The sequence below is a fragment of the Actinomadura sp. WMMA1423 genome (genome assembly GCF_006547145.1).
Taxonomy (GTDB): domain Bacteria; phylum Actinomycetota; class Actinomycetes; order Streptosporangiales; family Streptosporangiaceae; genus Spirillospora.
Genome location: NZ_CP041244.1, coordinates 5,829,332 through 5,848,103, shown reverse-complemented (window position 1 = coordinate 5,848,103; position 18,772 = coordinate 5,829,332). Strand labels below are relative to the sequence as shown.

Below are 18,772 nucleotides of genomic sequence, written 5' to 3'. Positions count from 1 at the left end.
ATTACCTCTCGCGTCATCGCCTACACGACCTCTCCGGCGAGATCGTCGAGGTGCTGAGAACAACGACCTGAGGAGAACCATGTCGCACACGGCGACTCCAATGGCGGGACGGCACCCGCGCGAGGCCGCGCCCCCGCCCGCCGCGTCCTTCGGCGCGCTGCTCGTCCTGCTCACCGGCGTTTTCATCACCACCCTCGACTTCTTCATCGTGAACGTGGCGATCCCCGACATCCAGACCGACCTGCGCGCCGGCGCGACCGCGATCCAGTGGGTCGTCGCCGGGTTCGGGCTGGCGCTCGGCAGCGGCCTGATCACCGGCGGCCGCCTCGGCGACCTGGCCGGACGCCGCCGGATGTACGCGCTCGGCCTCGCGGTCTTCACGGCCGCCTCGCTCGCGTGCGGGCTCGCCCCGTCCCCCGGCACGCTGATCGCCGCCAGGGTCGTGCAGGGGGTCGCGGCCGCGCTGCTGATGCCGCAGGTTCTCGGGATCATCAACGGCGTGTTCACCGGGGAGGCGCGGGCCAGGGCGTTCACCGCCTACGGCCTCGCGCTCGGGCTTGGCGGCGTGTTCGGGCAGCTCATCGGCGGTGCGCTGATCCAGGCCGACCTGTTCGGGACCGGATGGCGCAGCATCTTCCTGATCAACGTCCCGGTCGGGCTCGTCACGCTCGCGCTGATCCGCCGGACCGTCCCGTCCCAGCCCCGCACGGCCGGAACCCGCCTGGACGTCACGGGGACCGTCCTGGTCACCCTCGGCCTGATCGCGCTCGTCCTGCCCCTGATCGAGGGACGCCGCCTGGGCTGGCCCGCCTGGACGTGGGCCTCGCTCGCCGCGTCGGCCGTCCTGCTCGCCGCGTTCACCCTGTCCCAGCGCCGTAGCAGCGCACCCCTCGTGGCGCCCGCGCTGTTCCGCGAGCCCGCGTTCCGCGTCGGCAGCGCCTTGGCGCTCGTCTACACCCTGGCGATGGCGTCCTTCTTCCTCTACCTCGCCCTGTACCTCCAGCAGGGACGCGGCCTCAGCGCCCTGGAATCTGGCCTGCTCTTCGTCGCCCTGGGCGCGGGCTACTTCGCCGCCTCCACCCGCGCCACGGCCGTCGCCGCCCGTCTGGGACGCCAGGCCCTCGCGCTGGGCGCCGCAGTGCAGGCAGCCGGCTGCGTGCTCCTGCTCGACGCGATCGGCCACCCCATCGCCTGGCTCATCCCGGGCCTGGCGCTCGTGGGGGCGGGGATGGGCTTCGTCCTGGCCCCGCTGTCGGCGCTCGTCCTGTCCGGTGTGACCGACCGGAACGCCGCCTCGGCCGCCGGCGTCCTGTCGACCGCCCAGCAGGTCGGCAACGCCCTCGGCGTCGCGCTCGTCGGGATCGTCTTCTACGGCGCGCCGGGCGAGGTCGCGGACGCCTTCCGCGCGTCCCTCTTCCCCGTCATGGCCTTCTGCGGCGTCACCGCGGCCCTCGCCCAGCTCCTGCCCAAGCGCTAGTACACGCTGACACCGAAGGCGCTGAGCACCGGTGAGACGGGCTGGAAGTAGGACACTCCGCCGCTGGTGCAGTTCCCCGACCCGCCGATCCCCAGCCCGACCGCCGTGCCGCCCGAGAAGTACGGGGCCCCGGGGCCGTCCCCGGGCTCCGTGCACACGTTCGTCCTCGCCAGCCCGCTGATCGTCCCCTGGGGGAAGCTCACGGTCACGTTGACCGCCGTCACGCTGCCGCAGCGCACACCCGTGGTGGGCCCGCTGCGGCAGACGCGTTGCCCGACCGTCGGCCTCCCCGCCGCCGTGATGTCCTGGGACCCGGGGTAGAGGTACACGCTCCCGGGCCTCTCCACCGAAGGCTCGACGTACCGGACGAGAGCGACGCCGCCGGTCGTGGCCGAGACGACCGTCCCGAGCTGGACGGTCAGCCCAGGATCGGCATAGATCGTCATGCCGACCTGTGCGCAACCGCCCGCGGTGAGGAAGTAGTACGTCCCGCTCTGCCGCACGTTGAACCCGAGGACGCAGCGCACTCCCCCGGCCCCGTAGACCGCCTGGCCGCCCTCCGCGCCCGGGGCCGCGAGGGCCCGGACGCCCGGCGAGGCGGACGCGCCCGGGCAGCCGGCGACCAGGACGGCGGCGATGCCCGCGACCAACGTCGCGATGCGCAGTCTCACGGAGGACCTCCCGCGGGGAAATGGCGCCTTGCCCGGAATGGTGCGCAAACCCGGGCGTCGCGACAAGGGGAGGAAGCTGCCAACGCTGCGCGCGACCGTATATCAACATCACGCCGCACCCCTCCCGAGAGACCGGACGGCCCGGAGGGCGGGCTGGTCGGCCCTGAGTACGACGGGCCGCGCCGTCTAGGTACGGACGCCCATCCGCCGCGACTTCCCTCGGCGCAGGACGAGTCGACCGTTTCGGGATGGAGAGCCCATGAGAATCCGCTTGCCGAAAACCTGTGCCGTCGCCCTGCTCGTTCTGGCCGGTTGCGGATTGCCGGCCGCGGAGTCGGAGCCCCTGAGGCCCAGGGCCGGAGGCGCCCAGTGGCGGACGGAGGTCGAGGACGCCTCCCTCCGGCGCACCCCCACCGGCACCTGGACCCGGAAAAGGATCTGGACGTCCCGCTTCGACGACTTCGAGGCCCGGGCCATCAGCCGCATTCCGGGCAGCAAGCGCATCCTGGTCACCGGCATGAACGACGAGAGGGGCGCCATCCTCTCCACCCCTTGACCCCTCGTCAGGCGGGGTCTTCGGGGGTGGGGTCGTAGTGGGCTTCGTGTTGCTGGCGGGGGGAGCAGACCGAGGCGGAGGGGCAGGAGCAGCGGCGGGAGCCCACCTTCACCGTCACGCGGTCGCCGGGGACGTTGTAGCCGATGACCTGGCCCTCGCCCTCCGGGGTGCTGACGCGCGAGCCCAGGCGCGGCGCCTTCTCCTTGAACTCCATGTAGAGGGGGTGCTCGTACTTGAGGCAGCACATCAGGCGGCCGCAGGCGCCGGCTATGCGGAGGGGGTTGACCGGGAGGTCCTGGTCCTTCGCCATGCGGACGGAGACGGGCTCGAAGTCCTTGAGGAAGGTGGCGCAGCACAGGTCGCGGCCGCAGGGGCCGATACCGCCCTGGAGGCGGGCCTCGTCGCGGGGGCCTACCTGGCGCAGTTCGACGCGCGCCTTGATGCCGCGGGCGAGGTCGCGGACGAGGGCGCGGAAGTCGACGCGGTGCGGGGCGGTGAAGTAGATCTTGAAGACGTTGTCGGTGTCGAGGTAGTCGACGCCGATGACCTTCATGGGGAGCTCGTGCTTGCGGATGAGCCGCTTGGCGATGGAACGGCCCTCGGCGCGGCGGCGGCGGTTGGCCTCGTCGCGGGCCAGGTGCTCGTCGGTGGCGGGTCCGGCGCACTCGGGGAGGCCGTCGATGTCCTCGGAGACCCACTGCGGCGCCCACACGCACTCGGCGACCTCGGGACCCGACTCGGTGGGGACGAGGACCTTGTCGCCGACCCTGGGGCTGTGCGAGCCCGGATCGAGGTAGAACAGCCGGCCGTAACGGGTGAAGCTGACGGCCATCACCATGCCCACGGTTTCGCTCCGTTCGCCCGGTTTTGCGACCTACTCTAGGTCTCACCAGGCGGCGTCGGCGAGATCCTCTCCCGGGACGGTCGGAACGCCCTGCGCGTAGAGGTCGCCTGCGGTCACCATGAGGCCGCGGCCGGTGTGGGCTATGTCGAGGCCGGTGGGCAGCCCCTTCACCTTCTGGGTCCACAGGGTCTTGGTGGGGTTCCCCTGCAGCGTGTAGGTCTGGAGCGTCAGTTCGGAGTTCTTCGCCACGGCCGCGATGAGAGAGTTGCCGTCCCGGCTCAGGACGGCGTTCGAACTGCCCTTGGGCAGGGCCATGGCGGCCTTGCTGGTCTTGAGGTCTCCTGCGGCGCCGCTGGTGTCGAGGGTGCGGACCTGGTGCGCCGCAGAGCCGACCGGACTCCACACGAAGGACAGCGTGGTGCCGGACCAGGAGAGGCTTCCGACACGGGCGCGCAGCTTGGTCGTCCACACCTTGTGGACGCCGGTCTCCGGCGAGAGCACGTCCACGCGGGCGCGTGTGCCCCTGTAGGTGACGTAGGCGATCTGTGCGCCGTCCGGGGTCACGGCGAGGTCCGACCAAGCGGAGAAGCCACCAGGGACGGTGGCCTTGGGGACGGGCTTGAGGTCCTTGGGGCGCCCATCGTCCAGGCGTAGGCGCTGGAAGGTGACGTCACGGTCTCCGGGGGTCGCGACGATGTACGAGCCGTCCTTCAGGGCGGCGACGCGGTGGAAGCGGCGGCCCTGGGGGGCGGCCACGGGGAGCCCCACGTTCGCCCCGGTGCCCACGTCCCGGACGAGGAGCGACGTGCCCTGCTTGCCCACGCCGACGACGACGGTCGGCTCGGTCTTCTCGGCCTTGGCCGCGGGCTTGGCCTCGTGCTCCTTCTCGGCGGCACGCTGGTGGCGGTGCACCGTGTCGACGCCGCCGCCGATGAGCAGCGCGGCGGCCGCGGCCATGCCGAGGGGGACGAGGCCCTTCCAAGAGCCGAGACGTGTACCCGGGTCCTCGCGCCTGCCGTCGTCCATGGGGTTTGCCAACCTGCCCTTCCTGCCGGATCGCCCGTCGTTTCTACCGCATCTGCAACGCGACAAAAACCCATAAAGGCGGAGTTAACCAAGTCGTGAGCCCCGTCAGCCGAGCGAAGCGCGCGCGGCCTCGACCAGAGACGCCCGGTACGACCCGCCGAACAGCGCCACGTGGACGAGCAGCGGGTGCAACTGGTGCAACGGGACGCGGGAGCGCCATCCGTCCGCCAGGGGCGCGGCCTCATCGTAGGCGCCGAGGACGGTATCGAGGTGCGGTGTCCCGAAGAGCGCCATCATCGCGAGGTCGGTCTCGCGGTGCCCGCCGTGCGCGGCCGGGTCGACCAGCAGCGCCCGATCGCCCGTCCACAGGATGTTCCCCGACCACAGGTCGCCGTGGATGCGGGACGGCGGCTCCGGCGGCCCGGCGATCGCGTCGATGCCGGACATGACGCGCTCGACCAGGCGGACGTCCTCGGACGAGAGGTGCCGGGCGCCGAGGCGGAGGAACGGTTCGAGGCGGCGTTCGGCGTACCAGGCGGGCCAGGGGCGGTCGTCAGGGGTGTTGTCCAAGGGGAGGTCGGCGATGAAGCCGTCCCAGGGCGCGCCGTAGACGCCCGGGCGGTTCGCGGTGTGCAGGGCGGCCAGTTCCCGTCCCAGGCGCTCGGCCGCCTCGCGGGACGGCGAGGACGTCGGCAGCCACGGCAGGACGAGCATGCGGTCGTCGGCCGCGACGACCTCGGGGACGGGCGCCCCGGGGCCCGCCTCCCCCAGCCAGCGCAGCCCGGCCGCCTCCGCCGCGAACACGGCCGCCTGGTCGCGGGCCGCCTTCACGAACACGTCGCGGCCGTCGGCCAGGGCGGCCCGGTGCAGCGTCCAGGAATGGCTGGAGCCGAGGTCGTGCACCTTCTCGACCCCGGTTCCGAGCAGCCGCTCCAGCCGCACCGCGGTCAGGCCTCCTTGAGCGCGGCGCGGATCTCCTCCAGCAGCGCGGGCATGGCCGCCTCCACCTGCTCCAGGACGAGGTCGAAGTCGGCGCGGCCGCCGTAGTAGGGGTCGGGGACGTCGAGGTCGCCGTCCGCGTCCGGGTCGAACTCGCGCAGCAGCCTGATCTTGCCGCGCGCCTCCCCGTCCGGCGCCATCGCGCGCAGCGCCCTCAGGTGGCCCTCGTCGAGGGCGAGGATGAGGTCGTACCGGTCGAACCAGTGGTCCTCGAACTGCCGGGCGATGTGCGCCGACCGGTAGCCGGCCCGCGCCAGCGCCGCGACCGTCCGGTCGTCGGCCCCGTCGCCCACGTGCCAGCCGCCGGTGCCCGAGCTGTCCACCTCGACGTCCAGGCCCTCCTCCTCGACGTGGTGGCGCAGGACCCACTCGGCCATCGGGGAGCGGCAGATGTTGCCCGTGCAGACGAACGTGACTCGGTACGGCATCCCTCCATGATGCACGAGGGGCCGGCGGCCGGTGACCCCCGCGAAGGCCGGGCGGCCCGAGAAAGAACGCGACCCCCGGCCGGAGCCGGGGGTCGCGTCCTGGGGTGGTCCAGGCGGGGTCAGCGCGAGACGGCGTGCAGCGCGTCCACGATTCCGTTGCCGAAGAACCCGTTCTGCTGCTTCGAGCCCTCACAGGTCTGGGTCGAAGTGTGCTTCACCCACTGGCCGTTCGACTGGGTGTACCAGACGTACTCGACCGTCCGCGGGCTCGGGCACTCCTTGGGGGTCGCGGTGCCGCGCAGAACCTGCTCCACGAGGCGCGGGTCCATGGTCAGGCCGCCGCCGCGGTCCTTGCGCCCGTACTTGCTGATGATCAGCGCGGCGACGCCGACCGCGTGCGGGGAGGCCATCGAGGTGCCCTGCAGCGACTGGTAGTAGGCGCACTTGTCGCCCTTGCAGCTGCGGATGATGGACGCCAGCTTCGGCGTGCCGTCGTCGTTCAGCTCGCCGCGCTCCTTCGCGAGCCGCTCGGGGTAGGCAGCCCAGATGCCGCCGTTGTTGTCCGGACGCTGGTCGGCGTTGTCGACCTTGTCGCCGCCGGGCGCCGCCACCGCGACGTAGCCGTTGCCGAAGCTGCTGTAGTACGACTTGCGGCCGCTCGGGCCGGTGGCCGAGATCGGGATGACGTTCTCACCCTCGGACGGCATCGACACGCAGCTCGCCGGGACCGTGCGCTCGTGCGGCTCCTCGCCCGGGGTGGACGGGAAGTCGGGGCTGCTGTCGTCGACGTTCGTCTTGGTGTAGTCGACGAGGTCGTTGCCGGCCGCGGAGATCAGGGTGACGCCGCCTCGGTGCGCGAAGTCCAGGGCGCGCTGGGCGGCCTTGATGATCGTCCGCTGCTCCAGCTGGTCCTCGGGGCTGTCGGCGGGGTTGTTGCCGCAGTTCCACAGCCACGGGTCGATGTAGTACGACATGTTGACGACGTCGATGCCGTTCTTGGCCGCGTAGGTCAGGCCGTCGACGGTCGGCTGGAGGAAGAAGTAGCCGGAGTCCTGGCCGACGCGCAGGTTGACGATCGACACGTTCGGCGCGACGCCGGCCATGCCGAGGCCGTTGCGCGGCGAGGCGATCGTGGACGCGACGTGCGTGCCGTGGTCGTTGTCGTCCCAGTCGCTCGGGTCGACGCACGACTTGAACTCGCAGGGCCCGTCGACCTCGTTGCCGTTGGCGTCGGTCGGGATGTCGTGGGTGAAGTTGCGGCTGAGCTTGCGGTTGAAGTTCGGCGCGATGTCCGGGTGGTCGCCGTCCACACCGGTGTCGAGGACGCCGACCAGCACGCGCCGGTCACCGGGCTCCTTCTTGTAGGAGCCGTCCGCCGTGGCGTGGATCTGCTTCATGTCCCACTGGAGGTCCGCCAGGGGGTCGGCGTCCTTGGAGGGCTTGCCCGCGGGAGCGGTCCTGCTCGCGGCGCCGCGGCCGGTGCCGTTGAGCTTCTCGACCTTCTCGGCCTTCTTCTTGGTCTTCGGCGCCTCGCCGATGACCCGGTTGTGGGCCACGCCCTCCAGGGCCCGCTGGTTCATCACGGCGTGGATGAACTCCGGGTTCTGGGACTTGACGGTCGCGACGCCCACGTCGCGGTTCTCGTGCACGACCTTGCCGCCCGCGGCCGTCACGGCCCTCTGGGCCTGGCCGGGGGAGACGCCTTCCTTGTAGAGGACGACGTACTCCGAGACCTCGCCCTTCGCCTGTGCTGGGCCCGGAGCTGCGGATGCTGGGAACGCGAGGGCCGTCACTGTGGTGACGGCGCACGCGGCGGAAATCAAGGCTCGCCGCAAGGCAGACCTCCTGGCTGGTGGGGGTTGACCAACCGGATTTCGGTTGATCGGCCAGCGAACGTTACGTGTGCGCCCGTTGAGAGTCGCGTACGGAAATGTAACGAATGGGGACAAGTTACGTAAGCCCCCGAACACATTCACCCGTTGCGCAACGCCAAGGTCAGCGCCTCGAACGCAAGCTGCGGGTTGACGTTCGCCGCCAACCGCTCCCTGCAGTCCATGATCGCATCGAGGCGGCGGAGGGTCTCCTCCGGACGGCCGTCCCCCGCGGCCGACCGGAGTTCGGGGCCCAGCTCGATGTTGACCAGCTCGCTGCCCGCCCCCAGCTGGAGGGTCAGCACGTCGCGGTAGTAGGACGCGAGGTCGAGCAGGGTCCGGTCGAGGGCGTCGCGCAGGATCCGCGTCGCCCGCGACTTCTGCCGGTCCTCCAGCTCCTTGAGGGCGCCCGCCGTTCCGCGCGGCATCCGGCCCTTCTCGCTCTCGCCGAGCGCCTTGCGCAGGGCGGAGGTCTCCGCGTCGTTCAGCTCGGCCGTCTGGGCGTCCCGCTCCGCCTTCGCCGCGTTCACGAGGGTCTCCGCCGCCGCGACCGCCGCGCTCACGCCGGTCAGCCTGCGCGGGACCGCCACCACCTGATCGCGCACCTGCCGCATCCGCGGATCGGAGGCGAGCCGGCGCGCCCGGCCGATGTGGCCCTGCGCCGCCCGCGCCGCGACCTCGGCGGTCTCGCGCGGGGCGCCGTCGCGCTGGACGAGGAAGTCGGCGATCGCCGCGATCGGCGGGGTCTGCAGGGTCACCAGCCGGCAGCGCGACCTGATCGTGACGAGCAGGTCCTCCGGCGACGGCGTGCACAGCAGCCACACCGTGCGCGGCGGCGGCTCCTCGATCGCCTTCAGCAGCGCGTTCGCTGCGCCCTCGGTGGCCCGGTCGGCGTCCTCGAACAGCACGATCTGGCGGCCGCGGCCGCTCGGCGAGGAGGAGGCCCGCAGCACCAGCGCCCGGGCGTCCCTGATGCCGAACGAGAGCCCCTGCGGGCGGACGACCTCGACGTCCGCGTGCGTCCCCTGGAGCACCTGGTGGCAGGACGCGCAGTGCCCGCACCCGCGCGGCGTCTCCGTGCACTGCAGCGCCGCGGCGAACGCCCGCGCGGCGGTGACGCGCCCGGACCCGGGCGGCCCGGTGAACAGCCACGCGTGCGCCGGCCCCTCCGCCCTTCCGGCGGCCGAGGACAGCTGCGCGATGACGGGCTCCTGCCCCACCAGGTCGTCCCACACGGTCATGGAACAGAGGCTAGCGGGCTCAGAAGTCGGTGATGACCGGGAACGTGCTCGTGGCGTCCTCGGTGCCGAGCGGGACGGGGTCGGGCAGGATCTCGCGGATGCGGTACTGGATCTCCCGGCTCAGCTCGCCCTGCGGCCGGCTCGCGTCCAGGATGAGGTAGCGGTCGGGGTCGGCCTCGGCGAGGGCGTGGAAGCCCTCGCGGACCCGCTCGTGGAACTCCTGCGACTCCGATTCCATGCGGTCGGCGGGCGCCGACAGCCGGCGCAGGCCCGCCTGCGGCGGGATCTCCAGCAGGACGGTCAGGTCGGGGACGAGGCCGCCGGTCGCCCAGGCGTTGACGCGGGCGATGTCCTCCACCGGGAGCCCCCGCCCGAAGCCCTGGTAGGCCAGGGACGAGTCGACATAGCGGTCGCTGACCACGATCACGCCGCGGTCCACCGCCGGCTTGATCACGTTGGCCACGTGGTCGGCGCGGTCGGCGGCGTACAGCAGCGTCTCGGCGCGGTCGGACAGACCGGTGGTGTCGCGGTCCAGCAGCATCGCGCGCAGCCGCATCCCGATCTTGGTGGCGCCGGGCTCGTGCGTGGTGACCACGTCGTAGCCGTGGTCGCGGAGCCAGATCGCGGCGAGCCGCGCCTGCGTCGTCTTGCCCGCGCCCTCGCCGCCCTCGAACGCGATGAACACGCCGCGGTTGCGGTGGACGGGCTGGGGCGCCGCCGCGGCCTGCTCCGGCGGCGTGTAGATCTCGCCGTGCAGGGCGGCGCGCAGGTCGGGGACGAGCGGGATGCCGCGCCGGTCGTCCAGCCGCCGGTAGGCGATCAGCCCGGCCAGCAGCGCGACGACGGCCGCGATCAGCAGCGCGATCCCGGAGCCGTGGGCGTCGTAGACGCCGCCGCCGAGATCGAGGCGGTGCGAACCGACCAGCGCCGCGATGAGCGGGACGGCCGCGAACGTGACGAGCACCGCGACGAGCGCGACCGACCGCAGGAAGGCGGGCGGGCGGGCGTCCTCCGGCGCGTCGGGGTCGCGGGCAGGGTCGGGGCCGTGCAGCGCCGCGGCGGCGGTCGACCAGGCCGCCCCGGCGAACACCCCGAGGAACGCCGTCGTGAAGACCACGACGACGAGGTTCTGGACGAGGGCGAGCACGACCAGCGCGAGCGCGGCGGCGATCACCGCGAGGCCGAGGAGCCGGCGGCGGCTGAACGGGACGAGCACGCGCGGCCCGAGGAACAACCCGAATCCGAGCCCCACCGTGAGCGCGGTCAGGACGGAGCCGTACCCGGCGTCACCGCCCCCGAGCTCGCCCGCGTGGACGCGGGCCACCGCCACGACCGCGCCCGCCGTGACCGAAGCGGCGGCGATCGCGAGGCCGAGGCCGCGCGCGGCGGCCGACCCCGGGCCCTGGAAGATCAGTTTCAGCGGCGAGGGGGCCGCGACCGGCTCGGTCGCGGGGATCTCGCCGGCCGCCGCGGTGACGGCCGCCGAGACGAGGAACAGGCCCGCCGTCACGTAGAGGGCGAGATCGGCGCGGGAGCCGGCGCCGAGCGTCCCGTTCGCGACGAGCGCGAGGAGGGCGAACAGCAGGGCGGCCGCCGGCGCCGGACCGTACAGGACGCGGGCCGCGGCGCGGCGGGCGGCGGGCCGCAGCTCCTCGTCCGGGGCCAGGGCGGGCAGGGACGCGCGCGCCGCCGGGATCCACAGCAGGCTCAGGCACGAGACGAGGAACGCGGCGGCGAACGTCCACGGCAGCGCGTCCACCAGCGGGACCGTCACCACGACCACGAGTCGCAGCACGTCCGCGACGATCAGCATCAGCCGGCGGTCGACGCGGGCGGCGAGCAGCCCGGCGACCGGCGGGAGCACCACCGCGGGCAGCAGCAGCAGCGCCAGCGTGCCACCGATCGCCTGTGCCCGCGCGGCGGGATCGTCGCCGCGGGCCAGCGCCGCCGCCATCGCGGTCAGCGCGGGAACGCCGAGCCACTGGGCGGCGCTGGACAGCGACAGCGCGATCCGGAGCCGGCGGAACGGCCCGATCGACGAAAGCGACGAAACGCCCGGCGGCGGTGGGGCTGCGGGGTGCGGCCGAGGTGCGCCCGTTCTGGTCATGTCGGTCAGGGTATCGGCGTAGATGTCCCTATGAACCGGACTTTGCGGAGGTTCGACGGCGCGTCGTCGTCTTCTTCTTCCCGCCGCCCGCGGCGACCTTCTCACGGCGCTCCGCGAGCAGCTCCGCCGCGCGCTGGATCGTGATCGACTCGACCTCGTCGCCCTTGCGCAGGCTCGCGTTCGTCTCGCCGTCGGTGACGTACGGGCCGAACCTGCCCTCCTTCACCACGACCGGCTCCCCGCTTGCCGGGTCCTTGCCCAGCTCGCGCAGCGGCGCGGCGGCCGCGGCCCGGCGGCCGCGCTGCTTGGGCTGGGCGAGCAGCTCCTTCGCGCGCTCCAGCGTGACCGTGAACAGCTCGTCCTCCGAGCCGAGCGACCGGCTGTCGGAGCCCCGCTTGATGTACGGGCCGAACCGCCCGTTCTGCGCGGTCACCGGCTCGCCGTCGAGCTCGCCCAGCGTGCGCGGCAGCGAGAGCAGCTTCAGCGCGTCGTCGAGCGTGATCGTGTCGAGCGACATCGACTTGAACAGCGACGAGGTGCGCGGCTTGGCGGCGTCGGCCTTCTTCGTCCGCTTCTTGCCGTCGGCGGGCGGGGCCTGCTCGGGCAGGATCTCGGTGACATAGGGCCCGAACCGTCCTGACTTGGCCACGATCGTGTGGCCGGTCTCGGGGTCGGTGCCGAGCTCCCGGTCGCCGGACGGCTGCGCGAACAGCTCCTCGGCCTTCTCGGCGGTCAGCTCGTCGGGCGCGATGTCCTCGGGGATGTTGACGCGCTCGCCGTCGCGGTCGAGGTAGGGCCCGTACCGGCCGACCCGCACCATGATGTCGGTGCCCTTGATCGGGAACGAGCTGATCCCCTTGGCGTCGATGTCGCCGATGTCGCCGACCAGCTCCTTCAGGCCCGGCATTCCACCCCCGTGGCTACGCCCCGCCACCCCCCAGTCGCCGTTGTCGCCGAAGTAGAACCGGGACAGCCAGCGGACGCGCTCGGCCTCGCCGCGGGCGATCTCGTCGAGGCCGTCCTCCATGTGCGCGGTGAAGTCGTAGTCGACCAGGTTGCCGAAGTGGCGCTCCAGCAGGTTGACCACGGCGAACGCCAGGAACGAGGGGACCAGCGCCGTGCCCTTCTTGAACACGTACTCGCGCGCCAGGATCGTCCCGATGATCGAGGCGTAGGTCGACGGCCGCCCGATCTCGCGCTCCTCCAGCTCCTTGACCAGGCTGGCCTCGGTGTAGCGGGCCGGCGGGCGGGTGGAGTGGCCCTCGGCGTCCACCGCGCTCGCGGTGAGCGGGTCGCCCTCGGCCAGGTTCGGAAGGCGCCGCTCCTGGTCGTCCCGGTCGGTGGAGGGGTCGTCGGCGCTCTCCACGTAGGCCTTGAGGAACCCGTGGAACGTGATCGTCTTGCCGGTCGCGCCGAACTCGGCCCGCTCGTCGCTCGTCGAGACCCCGGTGACCCGGATCGACACCGACTGGCCGGCGGCGTCCTTCATCTGGGACGCGATCGTCCGCTTCCAGATCAGCTCGTACAGCCGGAACTGGTCGCCGGACAGGCCCGTCTCCGCGGGCGTCCGGAACGTTTCGCCGGCCGGGCGGATCGCCTCGTGGGCCTCCTGCGCGTTCTTCACCTTGGACGCGTAGACGCGCGGCTTGTCAGGGACGTACTCGGCGCCGAACAGCGAGGCCGCCTGCCGCCGCGCCGCCGTGATCGCCGTCTCCGACAGGGTGATCGAGTCGGTTCGCATGTAGGTGATGAAGCCGTTCTCGTACAGCTTCTGCGCGACCGACATCGTGTACTTGGCGGAGAAGCTCAGCTTGCGGCTGGCCTCCTGCTGGAGGGTCGTCGTGCGGAACGGGGGGTACGGGCGGCGCGTGTAGGGCTTGCGCTCGACCGACTTGACCTCGTACGGGCGGCCGCGGAGCCGCTCGGCGAGGGCCGTCGCGGCGGCCTCGTCCAGGTGCAGGGCGTCCCGCGTCTTCAGGGTGCCGTCGGAGGCGAAGTCGCGGCCCTGCGCCACGCGCCTGCCGTCCACGGAGACGAGCCCGGCCTTGAAGGCCGTGGGCTCCTCGTCCTTGCCGGTGTCGAACTGGGCCGCGATGTCCCAGTAGTGGGCGGGGACGAACGCGATCCGCTCCCGCTCCCGCTCCACGACCAGGCGCGTCGCCACCGACTGCACGCGGCCCGCCGACAGCCTCGGCATGACCTTCTTCCACAGGACGGGGCTGACCTCGTACCCGTAGAGGCGGTCCAGGATGCGGCGCGTCTCCTGCGCGTCCACCAGGCGCATGTTCAGCTGGCGCGGGTTCGCGGCGGCGCGCTGGATCGCGTCCTTGGTGATCTCGTTGAAGACCATCCGGTGCACGGGGACCTTCGGCTTCAGGACGTCCTGGAGGTGCCAGGCGATCGCCTCGCCCTCCCGGTCCTCGTCCGTCGCGAGGTAGAGCTCGTCGGCCTCGGCGAGCAGCTTCTTGAGCTTGCTGACCTGCTGGCGCTTGTCGGAGTTGACCACGTAGAGCGGTTCGAACTGCCGCTCGACGTTCACGCCGAGCTTCGCCCACGGCTCGCCCTTGTACTTGGCCGGCACCTCCGAGGCGCTTCCGGGGAGGTCGCGGATATGGCCGATACTGGACTCCACGATGTAGCCGCGGCCCAGGTAGCCCGCGATCGTCTTCGCCTTCGCGGGCGATTCGACGATCACAAGGCGCGTCCCCGCGCCGTTGCCCCGGCCACTGTTCGCGGTGCCGTTCTTGGCTGGCACAGTCGCTCCAACCTCGCTGTCTCGGTCCTCTGACTCAGGCTCTTCCTACAGGCTTCGTACAACGTCGCATGACGGCGTGTTTGTGCCCGCGCCCTTCCGCCGCCGCTTCGCGATCGGCGTCCCGCCCCCGCCAAGCGGCGGGATTCTCACCGCCGCGCGCCTCCGACAGGATTGCATGCCGCCGGACGGCGCGCGGACCGGGACGCCACGGTACGGTGCCGCACGGCCGGTAGACCAAGTAATAATGGTCGCAATGGCGGAGTACACCTACCTCGTCCTGTCACTGCCGCGCGGCACCACCCGTGACACCGCCCGGCAGATCATGACCGAGCACGCGGAGCACGGCGGCTGGGAACTCGATCGCTTGCGCCTGTACCCGGACGGCCGCCGTCGTATTCAACTGCGCCGCAAGGTCATCCGAGCCGTCCGTACCTTCTGACCGTTCCCAGCGACCTGCCGGGAGCGTAGCACTGCGTACGGATTCCCTGACGTGACGTTACTGTGTCCACAATAGTCGCGCGTCCGCCCTCCCCGCCCACTAGCCCGCCCCTCCGGGAACCCCGCCCTTCCGGGAACGCGGCTTCGCCCGCCCCGGTCCGCGCCTCCGGGACGGGCGAAGGTCTTCCGCTGCCGGCCGTGCGGCCGGCTCACCCGCGTACTGGTGGATCTAGCGGCGGCCCACCCGGATCCGCCGCGCCAGCACCGTCACGCCGGCCGCGGCGGCCAGCAGCCCGGAGACCGCGGCCAGCAGCGTCGCGCCCGACTTCGTCGCCGGAGAGATCGTCTCCGTGGCGGCGACGTGCCTGACCTGGCCGAGCTCGTCCGTGGCCTTGGGGGCCTGCACGGCCTGGGCACCGGCCGGGACGACCGGCTTCACGGGCACCGGGAGCGACACCGGGGTTCCGCCGTCCTGCCGGACGCGCTGGGCTCCGGCCTTGGGCAGCGCGACCGGCGCGCCCGGCTGGGAAGCGGCGTTCAGCACCGGCAGGGCGCGGGTGTCGAGGAGCGACAGGGGCGAGCCGTCGCCGGCGAGGGGAGCGCCCGCGGTGCGCTGGTTCTGGACGGGCAGGCCCGGCGCCCCGAGACCGTCGAGGAGCCCGGACCCGCCGCCGACGGCGGGCGGGGCGATCGGCGCGGCGGGCCGCGGGGCGGTGCCGCTCGTGCGGTAGGACGGCGAGGGCGCCGGCGAGGGCGAGCCGGTGCCGGGGCCGTCGCAGTCGGGGGACGGGGAGGCCAGGCCGATCACGGCGGCGCCGTTGCCGCACACGTCGACGGGGGCCGTGACCGGCACGTCCGCCTGGTTCCCGGAGCCGACGCCCCCGGCGCCCGAGGTGGTCTGCTGCCCCGTCCCGGTGCCGCCGTTCTTCACGGAGGCGCCCCCCGTGCAGGAGCCGGTCGCCTGGCCGATGACCGCGACGGCGTTGCCGCACACGTTGACCGGGATCGAGATCGGGATGTTCGCCTGGTTCCCCGACAGGACCCCGCCCGCACCGGAGGTGGTCTGCTCGCCGCCTCCGGAGCCGCCGACGACCTTCGCGCCGCCCTCGCAGGCCGCGCCCGCCTGCCCGATGACGGCCGCGGCGTTGCCGCACACGTTGACCGGGATGGAGATCGGGATGTTCGCCTGGTTCCCGGACAGCACGCCGCCCGCACCGGAGGTGGTCTGCTGCCCCGTCCCCTGGCCGGCGTTCTTGACGGTCGCGCCGCCGTCGCAGGACGCCACCGCGTTGCCGACCGCGTTGCCGCAGACGTTCACGGGCACGCTGATCGGGACGTCGGCCTGGTTCCCGGACAGGACGCCCCCGGCGCCGGACGTCTGCTGGTTCGCCCCGGTGCCGCTGCCGCCCTTGACCTTGGCGCCGCCCTCGCAGCCCGCGACCGCCTGGCCGATGACCGCGACGCCGTTGCCGCACACGTTGACGGGCACCGAGATCGGCGCCTTCACCTGGTTGCCCGCGAGGACGCCGCCCGACCCGTCGGTGACCTGGCCGCCGTTCCCGTTGCCGTTCGCGGCCTGGCGCCCCGTCCGGCTGACGCTGCCGCCGCCGCCGTTGTCGCCGCCGCCGGGGTTCTTGACCGTGGCGCCGCCGGTGCAGCCGGCCTGCGCGATGCCGAGGACGGCGACCGCGTTGCCGCAGGCGTTCACCGGGATCGAGATCGGGGCGTCGACCTGGTTTCCGGACCCGACGCCGCCCTTGCCGGACGTCTGCTGCCCGCCGTTGCCGTTGCCGTTCTGCTTGACCGTCGCGCCGCCCTTGGACTGCGCCTGGCTGATGCCGAGCACGGAGACCGCGTTGCCGGTCACGTCGATGGGGGCGGAGATCGGCGCGTTCACCTGGTTGCCGGCGAGGACGCCGCCCTCACCGGTGGTGTCGGCGAAGGCGTTGACCGGGATCGCACTGACACCGAGGGCGACGAAGCCCGCGGTGAGCATGGCACGTGATGTGCGTCGCATGATGCTCCTTAGGGGAGTGATTTGGTGGAGAAGAGACACGTGTGCCTCGGGGGAAGGCCGCGCATGAGGGCACGGCGGGAGACCGGATCGGCGCGCCCGAGCCGCACGGGCACGCGTCCGGAGAATGGGATCGGGTACTAGTCGGGCGCGAAGGACGGCTCGTCCGCGGCGGTGCGGACGGCCGGCAGCACCGCGCCGGGGACGCGGCGCAGCGATGCCTGCTGAGGTGCGGGGACCCACGTCCCGGTCGCCGGGAACCCCACGGCGATGCCGGTCGCGATGAAGCCGCCGGTCACCGAATGCGTGCCGGGCCCTTCGGGTGCCGGCATCGGCTCGGGGCGGGGCTGGACGGCGACATGGCGGACCACGTGGCCGACCTTCGGCCGAACCTGGGAGAACGCGCGGGGCGCGGGGAGCCGACGGTGCCTCTCGGGCGCGGCGGCGACCCGGGCCACGTGCGGCCTGGGCTCTGGCTTGACCGCGGGTGCGACCCCCACGTCCTTGCGGGGTGGCGACACGTCCCGCGGGGCCTTCTGCTCACGCGGCGGCTCCTGCGCCACCGCGTCCACTACCTCGACCAGCTCGGTGACGCCGCCGGCCTCCTGGAGCGGTTGGCGCTCGCCGACGGCCTGGACCGCGTCCCCCAGCACAGGCGTGTTCGCGACGACCCCCGTCACGAGCCCGGGCGGCGGTTCGTCGGCGTGCGCGGACTGCGCCGCGCACCCGAGGAGCCAGCCGCCGATCAGCAGCCCGCCGAGGACCAGCAGGCGCCGGACACAGCGCCCGAAGGCGGACTGCCCCAGAACACGGTGCCCGTAGGCGACGCGGCGCAGCAGGACGGAGACCGCCCCTGCCTGCGCCGCGCCACCTGCCACCGGACACCCTCCGTTGCGACTGCTCCGCCCTCAACGAATGGTGACGATAGCACCACGGAAAGCACCCGTGTCGGCAAATTCAAGAGCGATCAAGGAATTTGTCGAGAACCCTGACTCCGAAGCGCAGTCCGTCCACGGGAACGCGCTCGTCGATTCCATGGAACATTCCGGAAAAGTCCAACTCTGGCGGCAATCTGAGCGGCGCGAAACCGAAGCAGCGCATGCCCAGGGTGGAGAACGCCTTGGCGTCCGTCCCGCCGCTCAGGCAGTACGGCACCGGCAGGGCGCCCTCGTCCTCCGAGGTCAGCGCCGCCTCCATCGCCGCGACGAGCGCGCCCTCGTAGTCCGTCTCGACCGCGCGGTCGTGGTGGACGAAATCCCGCTGAACGTCCGGACCGAGAAGTTCGTCCACCGTCGCGAAGAATTCCGATTCATGTCCGGGAAGGAATCGCCCGTCCACCTGAGCCGTGGCGGTCTGCGGAATGACATTCGCCTTATAACCGGCATCAAGCCGCGTCGGATTGAGCGTGTTCCGCAGCGTCGCGCCGATCATTCGCGCGAGCGGCCCGATCTCCTCAAGGCACTTTTCCGGACGTTCCGGATCGAACTCGACGCCGTACGCCATGCACGCCCGCTCCAGGAACGCCCGCACCGACTTGGTCAGCCGCACCGGGAACTCGTGCGCCCCCAGCCGCGCGACCGCCGACGCCAGCGCCGTGACCGCGTTGTCCGGATGCACCATCGAGCCGTGCCCGGCCGTCCCCTTGGCGGTCAGGTTCATCCACGCGATGCCCTTCTCAGCCGTCTCGATGAGGTACATCCGCCGGTCGCCGGGCACGGTCAGGCTGAACCCGCCGACCTCCCCCACGGCCTCGGTGCACCCCTCGAACAGCTCCGGGTGCTCCCGCACCAGCCAGTGGGCGCCCCATTTGCCCCCGGCCTCCTCATCGGCCAGGAACGCGAGCACGACGTCCCGCGGCGGCCTGCGCCCCTCCCGGAGCCGCTGCCGCACCACCGCGAGGATCATCGCGTCCATGTCCTTCATGTCCACGGCCCCGCGCCCCCAGACGCACCCGTCGGCGATCTCCCCGCCGAACGGGTCGCGCGTCCAGTCCTCCTTGCGCGCCGGCACCACGTCGAGATGCCCGTGCAGCAGCAGCGCGTCCCGTCCCGGATCCTCCCCCTCGATCCGCGCGACCAGGCTGGCCCGCCCCGGATGCGACTCGAGGATCCGGGTCTCGAGCCCGACCTCCTCCAGCTTCTCCGCGACGTACTCCGCCGCCGCCCGCTCCCCCGGCCCCGAGTGGTCGCCCGGGTTGCTGGTGTCGATCCGGATCAGCTCCTGGCAGAGCCGGACGACCTCGTCCTCGGCGGTCGGCTGGTCGACCACAATGATCACCTCACGTCCTCGGCTACCGCCCCATGGTGCCCCGCCGATCGACTTCGCCGCGACTCGCCACCTTTGGT

The 18,772-nt window shown here is 72.4% G+C and carries 15 protein-coding genes; 3 read left to right on the top strand and 12 right to left on the bottom strand.

Features of this window, described 5'->3' with window-relative positions; all coding sequences use genetic code 11:
• Window positions 1-79: 79 nt before the first annotated feature.
• Complete coding sequence (locus tag FKD65_RS27105; protein ID WP_205718268.1) at window positions 80-1,477, top strand: MFS transporter; 1,398 nt, start codon at window positions 80-82, stop codon at window positions 1,475-1,477.
• Here the strand turns inward: FKD65_RS27105 and FKD65_RS27100 are convergent.
• The gene (locus FKD65_RS27100) at window positions 1,474-2,148 is read right to left on the bottom strand and encodes a S1 family peptidase (protein ID WP_141580144.1); all 675 of its coding nucleotides are present in this window, start codon (window positions 2,146-2,148) and stop codon (window positions 1,474-1,476) included. The genes FKD65_RS27105 and FKD65_RS27100 overlap by 4 nt on opposite strands.
• A 259-nt stretch (window positions 2,149-2,407) precedes the next feature.
• Here FKD65_RS27100 and FKD65_RS27095 point away from each other — a divergent pair, with 259 nt between their 5' ends.
• Window positions 2,408-2,704, top strand: coding sequence for a hypothetical protein (locus FKD65_RS27095; protein WP_141580143.1), 297 nt, complete (start codon window positions 2,408-2,410; stop codon window positions 2,702-2,704).
• Between the two features lie 7 nt (window positions 2,705-2,711).
• On the opposite strand, the gene FKD65_RS27090 is transcribed toward FKD65_RS27095, so the two are convergent.
• The 8 genes from FKD65_RS27090 to topA form a co-directional block, all read right to left on the bottom strand.
• Window positions 2,712-3,542, bottom strand: coding sequence for a regulatory iron-sulfur-containing complex subunit RicT (locus tag FKD65_RS27090; protein ID WP_141587105.1), 831 nt, complete (start codon window positions 3,540-3,542; stop codon window positions 2,712-2,714).
• A 48-nt stretch (window positions 3,543-3,590) separates the two neighbouring features.
• Window positions 3,591-4,574 carry a hypothetical protein gene (locus FKD65_RS27085; protein WP_141580142.1) on the bottom strand — a complete coding sequence of 328 codons (984 nt, stop codon included), beginning with the start codon at window positions 4,572-4,574 and terminating at the stop codon, window positions 3,591-3,593.
• Between the two features lie 105 nt (window positions 4,575-4,679).
• The gene (locus tag FKD65_RS27080) at window positions 4,680-5,516 is read right to left on the bottom strand and encodes a fructosamine kinase family protein (protein ID WP_368367133.1); all 837 of its coding nucleotides are present in this window, start codon (window positions 5,514-5,516) and stop codon (window positions 4,680-4,682) included.
• A 5-nt stretch (window positions 5,517-5,521) separates the two neighbouring features.
• Window positions 5,522-6,001: a low molecular weight protein-tyrosine-phosphatase gene (locus tag FKD65_RS27075; RefSeq protein WP_141580141.1), complete on the bottom strand. Its 480-nt coding sequence runs from the start codon at window positions 5,999-6,001 to the stop codon at window positions 5,522-5,524.
• 119 nt (window positions 6,002-6,120) lie between these two features.
• Entirely contained in the window at window positions 6,121-7,836 is a 1,716-nt protein-coding gene (locus tag FKD65_RS27070; protein WP_141580140.1) for a S8 family serine peptidase, read from the bottom strand.
• A 137-nt stretch (window positions 7,837-7,973) separates the two neighbouring features.
• The gene (locus tag FKD65_RS27065; protein WP_141580139.1) at window positions 7,974-9,113 is read right to left on the bottom strand and encodes a DNA polymerase III subunit delta'; all 1,140 of its coding nucleotides are present in this window, start codon (window positions 9,111-9,113) and stop codon (window positions 7,974-7,976) included.
• A gap of 19 nt (window positions 9,114-9,132) precedes the next feature.
• Window positions 9,133-11,220 carry a dTMP kinase gene (tmk, locus tag FKD65_RS27060; RefSeq protein WP_141580138.1) on the bottom strand — a complete coding sequence of 696 codons (2,088 nt, stop codon included), beginning with the start codon at window positions 11,218-11,220 and terminating at the stop codon, window positions 9,133-9,135.
• A gap of 28 nt (window positions 11,221-11,248) precedes the next feature.
• Window positions 11,249-13,975: a type I DNA topoisomerase gene (gene topA, locus FKD65_RS27055; RefSeq protein ID WP_168221207.1), complete on the bottom strand. Its 2,727-nt coding sequence runs from the start codon at window positions 13,973-13,975 to the stop codon at window positions 11,249-11,251.
• Between the two features lie 253 nt (window positions 13,976-14,228).
• Here topA and FKD65_RS27050 point away from each other — a divergent pair, with 253 nt between their 5' ends.
• On the top strand, window positions 14,229-14,414 hold the full coding sequence (locus FKD65_RS27050) for a DUF5703 family protein (RefSeq protein ID WP_141580137.1): 186 nt from the start codon (window positions 14,229-14,231) through the stop codon (window positions 14,412-14,414).
• A gap of 228 nt (window positions 14,415-14,642) precedes the next feature.
• Here FKD65_RS27050 and FKD65_RS27045 read toward each other — a convergent pair whose 3' ends face one another.
• The 3 genes from FKD65_RS27045 to FKD65_RS27035 form a co-directional block, all read right to left on the bottom strand.
• The gene (locus FKD65_RS27045) at window positions 14,643-16,430 is read right to left on the bottom strand and encodes a chaplin family protein (RefSeq protein WP_141580136.1); all 1,788 of its coding nucleotides are present in this window, start codon (window positions 16,428-16,430) and stop codon (window positions 14,643-14,645) included.
• A 137-nt stretch (window positions 16,431-16,567) separates the two neighbouring features.
• Window positions 16,568-17,305, bottom strand: a complete 738-nt coding sequence (locus tag FKD65_RS27040; protein WP_141580135.1) for a hypothetical protein — start codon at window positions 17,303-17,305, stop codon at window positions 16,568-16,570.
• Window positions 17,306-17,384: 79 nt separating this feature from the next.
• A complete protein-coding gene (locus FKD65_RS27035) occupies window positions 17,385-18,704 on the bottom strand; it encodes a M20/M25/M40 family metallo-hydrolase (RefSeq protein WP_141580134.1) in 1,320 nt (439 codons plus the stop codon).
• Between the last annotated feature and the right edge of the window lie 68 nt (window positions 18,705-18,772).